Source organism: Massilia cavernae (assembly GCF_003590855.1).
GTDB lineage: Bacteria > Pseudomonadota > Gammaproteobacteria > Burkholderiales > Burkholderiaceae_D > Telluria_A > Telluria_A cavernae.
This window is the reverse complement of record NZ_QYUP01000127.1, coordinates 57,874-66,901: the sequence shown is the minus strand read 5'-3', so window position 1 is coordinate 66,901 and position 9,028 is coordinate 57,874. Positions and strand designations below refer to the sequence as shown.

Genomic DNA, 9,028 nt, shown 5'->3' with positions numbered 1-9,028 from the left:
GCGTTTTCCATGCCGGCGCTGAACCTGTCCCGCATCGTCGAACTGGTTGGCCCGGCATTTACCATCGCCATGCTGGGAGCGATCGAGTCACTGCTGTCTGCGGTCGTCGCCGATGGCATGGCCGGCACCAAGCATGACTCGAACCAGGAATTGGTCGGTCAGGGATTGGCCAACATGGTCACGCCATTCTTCGGCGGCTTCGCCGCCACAGGAGCCATCGCCCGCACCGCGACCAATATCCGCAATGGCGGAACGAGTCCGCTGGCCGGCATGATGCATGCCGTCACCCTGGTGCTGGTCATTCTGGTCTTGGCACCGTTGGCGGCGAACGTGCCGCTCGCTGCGCTGGCGGCCATCCTGTTCGTGGTGGCCTATAACATGAGCGACGTGAAACACTTTGCGCTCATGGCAAGGCGTGCCCCGCGGGCTGATTCCGCCATTCTGGTGATGACATTCTTGCTGACGGTCTTCGCCGATCTGGTGGTTGCCGTCAATATCGGCGTGATTCTGGCGACGCTTCAATTTTTGCGGAGAATGTCCTCGTCGGTGGAGGTGCAGCGGTTGACTGATGAGCATTTGGGGCCGGAATTGGCGAAGCAAGGCTTGGAAAAACTTCCCGCCGACGTGCTCGTCTATTCGATTGAAGGGCCGTTTTTCTTTGGCGCGGTGGAGAATTTTGAACGTACGCTCGCACTGTTCCACACCGAACCGCGCGTTCTGATACTGCGTCTGCGCAGGGTGCCATTCATGGATATGACGGGCTTGCTGACCTTGGAAGAAGTGATTGGCGCACTGCAAAAACGCGGTGTGCGCGTCATGCTGTGCGAAGCCAATGAGCGGGTGAAAGGCAAGCTTGTCAAAGCGGGTGTGCTCAATACCGCTGGGCCAGAAAACTGCGTTGATGATTTCAGCCAGGCGCTGGCGCAATGTCATGCAGCTAGAGAGCTAGGAGGCAAGGCGCTCCGCAAGAAAAGGCTGAGTGTCGCGGCGCACAAATTGATCGAAACGAGCAAGAATTTCTTTCTTGTCGACAAAGAATAACATCGCGCAGACTCAGGGAATCCGCGGCGGTAGGCGGCATTATTTTGATGTTGTACCGATTTTGGCCTTCGTCGCGTAGTCGATATTGTGGCGGTCGAGATACTCCCGAATCAATTGCCGAATCACTTGCGACGGGGTCAAGTCTTGAAGCGTGCAGAGTTCTTCGAATGCCTTTTTTTTAACGGGATCGATGAGAATCGTCAATCGTGCGGTTTTGGTTTCCATGGCCGAATCAATTCATTATGATAATACGATTATCATAATACACAGATATTGCTCTTGTCAGCAGCAAGGCGTGCATCTGCACATTGTGTAAAGATAAACGCGACGCGCCTTGCTTATTTCAGCACTTGAAATTGCAACAAGTTTGCTGTTTTGTTTCTGCTCAGAAATTTAGTTGATGGAAGGGGTAAAGCGCGCTTTAGAATTGACGATAGGCATGTATGGACGTGCTAGGAGCCAACCATGCTGAAGAAAATCCTGATCGCTTCGCTCTACCTCATTTCAGCCGGCGCCTCGGCGTCGGCCAGCCTCACCGAACTGGAAGTGCGCTGGCTGAAAGCCGCCGCTCCGGTGCTGTCGTATTCCAGGAGCATCAACCTCCCCGTCGACATCATCGTCCAGCCGAAGGCGCGTCCCGGCGACGTCCCGCTTGCCATGGGCTTCAAGGACGGCCGCTGCAAGCTGGTGCTGTCGATGCGCGGCAATCCGGACGCCAAATCTGTCCTCGCCAATGTCCCCGAAGCCGACCAGCAGCTGCTGATCGAGGCGATGGCCGCCCACGAAGTAGGCCACTGCTGGCGCTATGCGCAGGGCGTGTGGCATACGCTGCCGGCCGGCTTTACCGAAGTGGGCGAGGAACATGCCGACGATGCCGCGCTGCTGGCCGAGTCGAAGTCCCTGCGCGAAAACCGCCGCGAGGAAGGCTATGCCGACCTGGTCGCGCTGGCTTGGACAAAACATCACCATCCGAAAGAGTACGCGCGCGTGTACGGCTGGCTGGAATCGGTGCGCGGCCAGAATCCTGAAGTGCGCACCTCCCACGATACCTGGGCATGGGTCAGGCTGGCCAAGGACGCCAGTGTGTTCGACGCCGCCGCCAGCCCCTTCGACAGCGTCCGCGACACCTGGAGCCGCGGCCTGCTCGCCGATGAATAAAATACTCCGCAACGCGCTCGCCGCGCTATGCCTCGCCGCGGCAGGCGCCAATGCCTGCGCCGCGGTCGCCACCGAGGAGCAGTGGATCGCCGCCGCGCGCCACGCGGTGGAATTCGGCAGGGCGCATGGCCTGGTGATCGACCTTGAAGTGATGAGCGGCACCGGCCTGTCGCCAGGCCATACGCCGATCGGCGTGTGGAACGAGAACGGCCGTTGCACGCTGGTGGTGTCGGCACGCGACAACCCCACCGCAGTTAAGCTAACCGAGATGATAGCGCCGGAACTGCTCGAGCTGTTCCTGCAGGGTGCAGCCATGCATGAGGTCGGCCACTGCTATCGCCGCCTCAACGGCTACCCCCATAACGAGAAGCTGCTGCCGGCCGTGGCATGGATCGCGCCGGTGCAAAGCTGGTTCGCGCGCCGCGTCCGCACCGAAGAGGTGTTCGCCGACATGACCGAGGTGGCCTGGCTGGCGCGTTACCACCCGGAACGCTTCGATGCCATGGTCGAGCAGATACAGCGCGTGCGGCGGCGCTTCCTTAAACCCAGGCACGATACGCTGGCCTGGCTGGAGGCCGCGCGAGCCGATGGAGCGCTTGACGCCGACGGCAATGTGTTCCAGCTCGCCGAGCGTAGGATGTCGAGGTATCGATAGTCCAGTGAATGTACGTTGTCGCACAGATTAGGACGCTGGTTACAGCGTTAAATCATGTACCAACAATACACATGAAGGGACATCGCCATGAAATCTCTTGCCGCGACAATGCTGGCTGCTGCGATCGGCACCAGCTTTGCAGCCCAGGCCGCCGAGTCGCCCAGCGATCCGGCCGCATATCGCAACATGACGCAAAAGGCTGCGGCCGATTACAAGGCCGCCACTTCCACCTGTGCCAGCATGAGCGGCAACGCGCGCAAGGTCTGCGTCGAGGAAGCCAAGGTTGCCCGCGCGCGCGCCGAAGCCGACGCCGTCGCCCAGTACAAGGACACCAAGAAAGACCGCACCAAGGCCCGCACTTCGCTGGCCGACGCCGACTATTCGCTGGCCAAGACCAAGTGCGCCGACATGAGCGGTGCGGAAAAAGACAGCTGCAAGAGCACCGCGCGCTCGGTCCACACCGCAGCGCTGGCCGATGCCAAGGCCGACCGCAACATGGCCGTCGCCAGCACCAGCCGGGCCAGCCCGGTCACCGGCACCGATACGCGCGATCCGGCCAAAGCCGCCGCCGTCGACAAGTGCGCGCAGGTCGGCGGCCAGCCGACCACGGGGTGCCTGATCACGCATGAAGGCAAAACCATCGCCGACCGTACCGACCTCGCAACCGACCGCGCAGCGGCCGCTACCAGCACCGTTGCGCAGCGTACCGAAAGCGCCGCTGAACGCGCTGCCGACCGTACCGAGCGCATGGCCGATACAGCCGCCAGCAAGACCGAGCGCGCCGGCGACGTGGTTGCCTCCACGACGAGAAATATCGCCGCCAAGACCAAGGAGAACGTTGCCGATGCGGTAATCACCACCAAGATCAAGGCCGACCTGGTCAGGGAGCCGGACCTGAGCGCGATGTCGATCCACGTCGAGACCGAGAACGGCGTCGTGATGCTGAGCGGCTTCGTCGACTCGAAGGCCGACGCCGACAGGGCGGTGCGCCTGGCCAAGGAGGTCAAGGGCGTTACCAGCGTCAAGAGTTCGATCAAGGTCAAGTAATTTGGCCTGAGCATCGCAAGGGAGGCCGCTTGGTACCGGCTTCCCTTTTTACGGCCGGGCCAATGCAGCGCGGAACAGCGGCGGGATTGTGGGGCAGCATTGGCATGGCGGGTTATAATTTTTGCCGTGAACAGACTAGAAGCCTTTGGCTACATTGCCGCCCAGGCCGCGCGCGGGGAAATGACCTTCCCCACCAGCGTGAACGCCGCCCTGCGCCTGCAGCTTGCCCTCGATAATCCCGATTGCCATATCGAGGATGCCATCAAACTCGTGCTGTCCGAGCCTCAGCTTGCCGCACGTACCGTTGCGCTTGCCAATTCGGCCGCGTACAACAGCAGCGACACGCCGATCACCAATGCCCGCGCTGCCGTGATGCGGGTCGGCTACCGCGCCCTGCAGACGCTGGTGGCGGGCCTGGTCGTGCGCCAGTTCGGCAGCCGGATCGTCGACCCCGCCATCCGCGCCAAGGCCGAGCAGTTGTGGCAGCACACGGCGCACGTTGCCGCGCTGGCACAGGTGCTCGCGCGCCGCGTTACCTTCGTCAACCCGGATACCGCGATGTTCGCTGCCATCATGCACGAAGTGGGCGGCTTCTACCTGCTGTCGCGCGCCGACGAATTCCCGGGCCTGTTGGAAGAGGATCCCGAAAAATGGTCGGAGTTGTGCGAAGAAGTCGTCAGCCGTGAGGTCCTGAAAAAGCTGGCAGTGCCCGAACCCGTGCGCACCGCCATCGAAGGGCTGCGCGGCGCCTGGATCAGCATGCCGCCGAGCACCTTGCTCGACACACTGGTGCTGGCCAACCAGTTTTCGCCGGTGCACTCGCCGCTGTCCGCGCCCCCCAAGGAGCTGCCGAGCCATGAGGATTCCGTGCTCGATTTCGTGCTCGACGGCGAGACGCTGGCCAGCATTCTCAAGGAATCGGCCGACGAGGTGAAATCGATGAGTGCGGCGCTGCTGGTCTAAGCAAACCCGGCTCAAGCTGACTACAATGTATTCGTTGCCCCCTGCCGGGCAACGACGGTAACCCGACCACTGGCCGGCGCCGGTAGCCCCGTCCGGAACCTGATTTCCGGCCCGGCTGCCAACCGGACAGTGGGGCATGCGTTGCTTCACGGGAGGGGCCTATGTTCCGACATTCTGGCGAGCACGCGGCGGCCATGCTGCGCGCGTTGGCTGCTGTCCTGCTGATGCTCATTTGCATACCTGCAGCGAATGCCGCGCAGCCGAGCGCCGCCCCGCCGACGGCAGCCCCGCCGATCGCGGCCCAGTCGACGGCGGCCCGACCGACGGCGGCCCCACCCATCGCCGTGCTGACGATCGACGGCGCCATCGGCCCGGCCAACGCCGACTACGTGGTACGCGGCATCGCACGCGCGGCGCGCGACGGCAAACAGCTTGTCATCCTCCGGATCGATACGCCCGGCGGCCTCGACACCGCCATGCGCGACATCATCAAGGCTATCCTCAATTCGTCGCTGCCGGTGGCAAGCTACGTCGCCCCCGGCGGCGCGCGCGCTGCGAGCGCGGGTACCTACATCGTCTACGCCAGCCATATCGCGGCCATGGCGCCGGGAACCAACATCGGCGCGGCCACGCCGGTGCAGGTCGGCATCGGTCCGGGCGGCCCGGGTGGCCCCGGCAGTCCCGTACCCGGCCCTTCCGCGCCGGCCGACAAGGAGGGCGCCGACAAGAAGGAGCCGGCCGGCGGCGGGGCGATGGAACGCAAGCATCTCAACGACGCCGCCGCCTACCTGCGCGGCCTGGCGCAAATGCGTGGGCGCAATGCCGAATGGGCCGAGCGCTCGGTGCGCGAGTCGCTCAGCCTGTCCGCGGACGATGCGCTCAAGCTCAAGGTGATCGACCTGGTGGCGTCCGACCTGCCGGCGCTCGCCGCGCAAGTCGATGGCCGCGTCCTGACCGTGCTTGGCCGTGAAGTGAAGCTCGCCACGCGTGGCGCGCCGGTCGAAGCGGCCCAGCCCGACTGGCGCACGCGGGTGCTGTCGGTACTGACCAATCCCAGCATCGCGCTGCTCCTCATGACGCTGGGTATCTACGGCATGCTGTTCGAATTCATGAGCCCGGGCGCGGTGGCGCCGGGCGTCATCGGCGCGCTCTGCCTGCTGCTCGGCCTGTATGGCTTGCAGCTACTTCCCGTTAATTACGCCGGCCTGGCTTTCATCATGCTCGGCCTCGCGTTCATGGTGGGCGAGGCCTTCCTGCCCAGCTTCGGCGTGCTTGGCCTTGGCGGCGTGGTGGCCTTCGTGGCGGGTGCGCTGATGCTGATCGACACGGACCTGCCCGACTACGGCATCCCGGTCGGGCTGGTGGCGGCGGTGGCGGTGACGAGCGCGATCCTGATCGCCGCGACGGCCGGCGTGGCGCTGCGAACGCGAAGGCGTGCAGTGGCGGGGGGGCCGTCGGCACTGCTTGGCGAAGTGGCCGAGATGCTGGACGCGAGCATCGGCGGCGAAGGGTGGGCCAACGTCGGTGGCGAAACCTGGCGCGTCGCCAGCGCGGCGCCTTTGATGCGCGGGCAAAAGGTGAAGGTGGTGGGGCGCAGCGGGCCGCTGCTCATGGTGACGCCGGTGGACTACCAACAACAGGGAGAACGATCATGATTCTTGAAATCGGATTCGGCGCGGGATTGCTGGTGATGCTCGTGGCGGCGTTGTTCGCGATGTCGGTGCGCATCCTGCGCGAGTACGAGCGCGGCGTGGTGTTCCAGCTGGGACGCTTCTGGCGCGTCAAGGGGCCGGGGCTGATCCTCCTGATCCCGGTGGTGCAGCAAATGGTGCGGGTCGACCTGCGCACCATCGTGCTGGACGTACCGACCCAGGACGTGATCTCGCGCGACAACGTGTCGGTCAAGGTGAATGCGGTGCTGTACTTCCGCGTCATCGATCCGGCGCGCGCCATCATCCAGGTGGCCAACTTCCTGGAGGCGACCAGCCAGCTGGCGCAGACCACCCTGCGCTCGGTGCTGGGCAAGCACGAGCTGGACGACATGCTGGCCGAGCGCGAACGCCTCAACATCGACATCCAGCAGGTGCTCGACGCCCAGACCGACGCCTGGGGCATCAAGGTGGCCAACGTGGAGATCAAGCATGTCGACCTGGACGAGTCGATGATCCGCGCCATCGCGCGCCAGGCCGAGGCCGAGCGCGAACGGCGCGCAAAGGTGATCCATGCTGAAGGCGAGCTGCAGGCATCGGAGAAACTGATGCAGGCAGCCCAGGTGCTGTCCCAGCAGGCCGGGGCGATGCAGCTGCGCTACATGCAAACCCTGACCACGCTGGCCAGCGACAAGACCTCGACGGTGGTGTTTCCGATGCCGATAGACCTGTTCGACACCATCGCCGGGAGGAAGGGGACTAGTTGACGCTGATCAGCTCGACTTCGAAGATCAGGTCCGAGTTCGGCGGGATCGAGCCGCTGCCCATGGCGCCATAGCCCAGCGACGACGGGATCGCCAGGATACGCTTGCCGCCCACCTTCATGCCGACCATGCCCTGGTCCCAGCCCTTGATCACGTTGCCGTTACCGAGCCTGAAGACAAACGGGGTCTTGCCGATCGAGGTGTCGAACTGCGCGCCGTGCTTGTCCGCGGCGTAGGGGTTATACAGCCAGCCGGTGTAGTTCACGGTGAGCACCTTGCCGTTCGTCGCTTCGGCGCCTGCGCCGGCGACGGTGTCGGTGACGCCCAGCGCTGCCAGCGCCGGCGGCAGGCTGGCCATGATGGTGCCGGTGGTGCGCGCGGCATTGGTCACGGCGATGGTCACCAGGCGCGTGCCGCCAGCGACCGGGATGTAGCTGAGCGCCACGCCGGTGCCGGTCTGGCCCGACAGCGGGCAGGTGCCGGCGCCGAAGGTCCAGCTGGCGTCGAACACGTTCTTGCCCGAGGCGCGCGGCGTCAGCCGGCCCGAATAGTTACACGCGCCGAGGGACGCGTTGAAGCTGCCGTCCGCGGCAATCGTCGTATTGTGCACGCCCAGCGTGCCGCTCATGCGGTAGCTGCCCGCCACCTCGGACAGCCTGGCCGGCGTGTTGTACACATAGCCGCTTTCCGGGAAACCGGTGCTGGTGAAGGGAATGGAACTGCCGCCAACCGTGATCGAGCCGTTGAGGCTGGCCAGCGGCGAATACTGGGAGCTGACGGCGGCCGCCGATGCGGGGCCGGGCCGAAGTCCTTGGTGTCGGGCGCGGCGAATACGCCGCTGTTGGAGTTGCCCTGGCCCTGCAGGAAGGAGGTCGGCGTCACGACGGTGGCGCCGCCGCTGGCGTAGAAGGCCCAGTACTGGCCGTTTTCCAGTACCAGTGAGTTGTACAGGTTGCCGTTGCCGGTCAGGCGGCCGGCGTAGAAGCCCTGCGCGCCAAGCTGGGCCACCAGCGTGCCCAAGGTGGAATCGATGCTGCCCTGGAAGGCGGCGGTGTCGGTGGACAGCCCACCGAGCCGAGCAGGTTGCGCACGATGACGTTGGCGGCCAGGCCGTCGTAGGCCAGCGAACGCTGCGGCGAGTTGAGCGAGGTGGTGAAGCTGCCCGCCACCACAGCCTTCTTGGCGACGATGTCGGCGTCGGTGCCCTGCGCGCCGGACATGATCTGGATCGCGGCGCGGGCCCGCGTGACGTGGCCTTGTTGATCGCGTCGGTCCAGAAGTCCTTGCCTACCTGGTCCGCGGCGCGGCCGAACAGGTTGCTGTAGATGGCGTCGATGAAGACGCTGTTGTCGCCCGCATACAGCGCCTGCGATTCGGCGCTGGTGCCGAACACGTCGATCAGGGCGCGGATGTCGGCGTTGTTACCGTAGGCGATGCTCATGTCGGCGATGTTGGTCGGCGCACCGAGGTCGCGGAAGCGCCCGGCGAAGAAGGCCAGGCCGCCGGCGTCGGCCGGACGGCCGAAGTAGCCCACGTAGATGCGCTGCACCACGTCGTGGTAAGCGCTGACCTCGACCTGGCTGGTTTGCGCGGACACGCGCGACGCGGTCGCGGTGGTGGCCGGCGCATCGGTGGCGCTGTCGCTTCCGCAGGCCGCCAGCAGCAGCGACAGCGAACAGAGGGCGGCGTATTTGATCGGTTTGGTCATGTCAGGCTTACCTTGGCAAAAATAAAGTCGAAAAATTATACCG

Annotated in this window: 9 protein-coding genes; 7 read left to right on the top strand and 2 right to left on the bottom strand. The window is 64.5% G+C overall.

Features of this window, described 5'->3' with window-relative positions; translation table 11 throughout:
- The coding region (locus tag D3872_RS17470; protein WP_119812012.1) for a SulP family inorganic anion transporter at positions 1-1,041 on the top strand (1,041 nt) is incomplete at its 5' end.
- Positions 1,042-1,080: 39 nt separating this feature from the next.
- Here the strand turns inward: D3872_RS17470 and D3872_RS17465 are convergent.
- Positions 1,081-1,266, bottom strand: coding sequence for a ribbon-helix-helix protein (locus D3872_RS17465; RefSeq protein ID WP_119811996.1), 186 nt, complete (start codon positions 1,264-1,266; stop codon positions 1,081-1,083).
- Positions 1,267-1,506: 240 nt separating this feature from the next.
- On the opposite strand from D3872_RS17465, the gene D3872_RS17460 reads away from it, so the two are divergent.
- From D3872_RS17460 to D3872_RS17435, 6 genes are all read left to right on the top strand, one after another.
- A complete protein-coding gene (locus D3872_RS17460) occupies positions 1,507-2,199 on the top strand; it encodes a hypothetical protein (protein ID WP_119811995.1) in 693 nt (230 codons plus the stop codon).
- A complete protein-coding gene (locus D3872_RS17455; RefSeq protein ID WP_119811994.1) occupies positions 2,192-2,854 on the top strand; it encodes a hypothetical protein in 663 nt (220 codons plus the stop codon). The genes D3872_RS17460 and D3872_RS17455 overlap by 8 nt, the downstream gene beginning before the upstream one ends.
- An 87-nt stretch (positions 2,855-2,941) precedes the next feature.
- Positions 2,942-3,901 carry a BON domain-containing protein gene (locus D3872_RS17450; RefSeq protein WP_147373904.1) on the top strand — a complete coding sequence of 320 codons (960 nt, stop codon included), beginning with the start codon at positions 2,942-2,944 and terminating at the stop codon, positions 3,899-3,901.
- Between the two features lie 126 nt (positions 3,902-4,027).
- Positions 4,028-4,864 carry an HDOD domain-containing protein gene (locus tag D3872_RS17445; protein WP_229459382.1) on the top strand — a complete coding sequence of 279 codons (837 nt, stop codon included), beginning with the start codon at positions 4,028-4,030 and terminating at the stop codon, positions 4,862-4,864.
- Between the two features lie 161 nt (positions 4,865-5,025).
- Entirely contained in the window at positions 5,026-6,519 is a 1,494-nt protein-coding gene (locus tag D3872_RS17440; protein WP_229459381.1) for an NfeD family protein, read from the top strand.
- Positions 6,516-7,280: a slipin family protein gene (locus tag D3872_RS17435; protein WP_220476955.1), complete on the top strand. Its 765-nt coding sequence runs from the start codon at positions 6,516-6,518 to the stop codon at positions 7,278-7,280. The genes D3872_RS17440 and D3872_RS17435 overlap by 4 nt, the downstream gene beginning before the upstream one ends.
- On the opposite strand, the gene D3872_RS17430 is transcribed toward D3872_RS17435, so the two are convergent.
- The gene (locus D3872_RS17430; protein ID WP_119811992.1) at positions 7,273-8,985 is read right to left on the bottom strand and encodes an FKBP-type peptidyl-prolyl cis-trans isomerase; all 1,713 of its coding nucleotides are present in this window, start codon (positions 8,983-8,985) and stop codon (positions 7,273-7,275) included. The two genes, D3872_RS17435 and D3872_RS17430, sit on opposite strands and share 8 nt — an antisense overlap.
- Positions 8,986-9,028 lie beyond the last annotated feature (43 nt).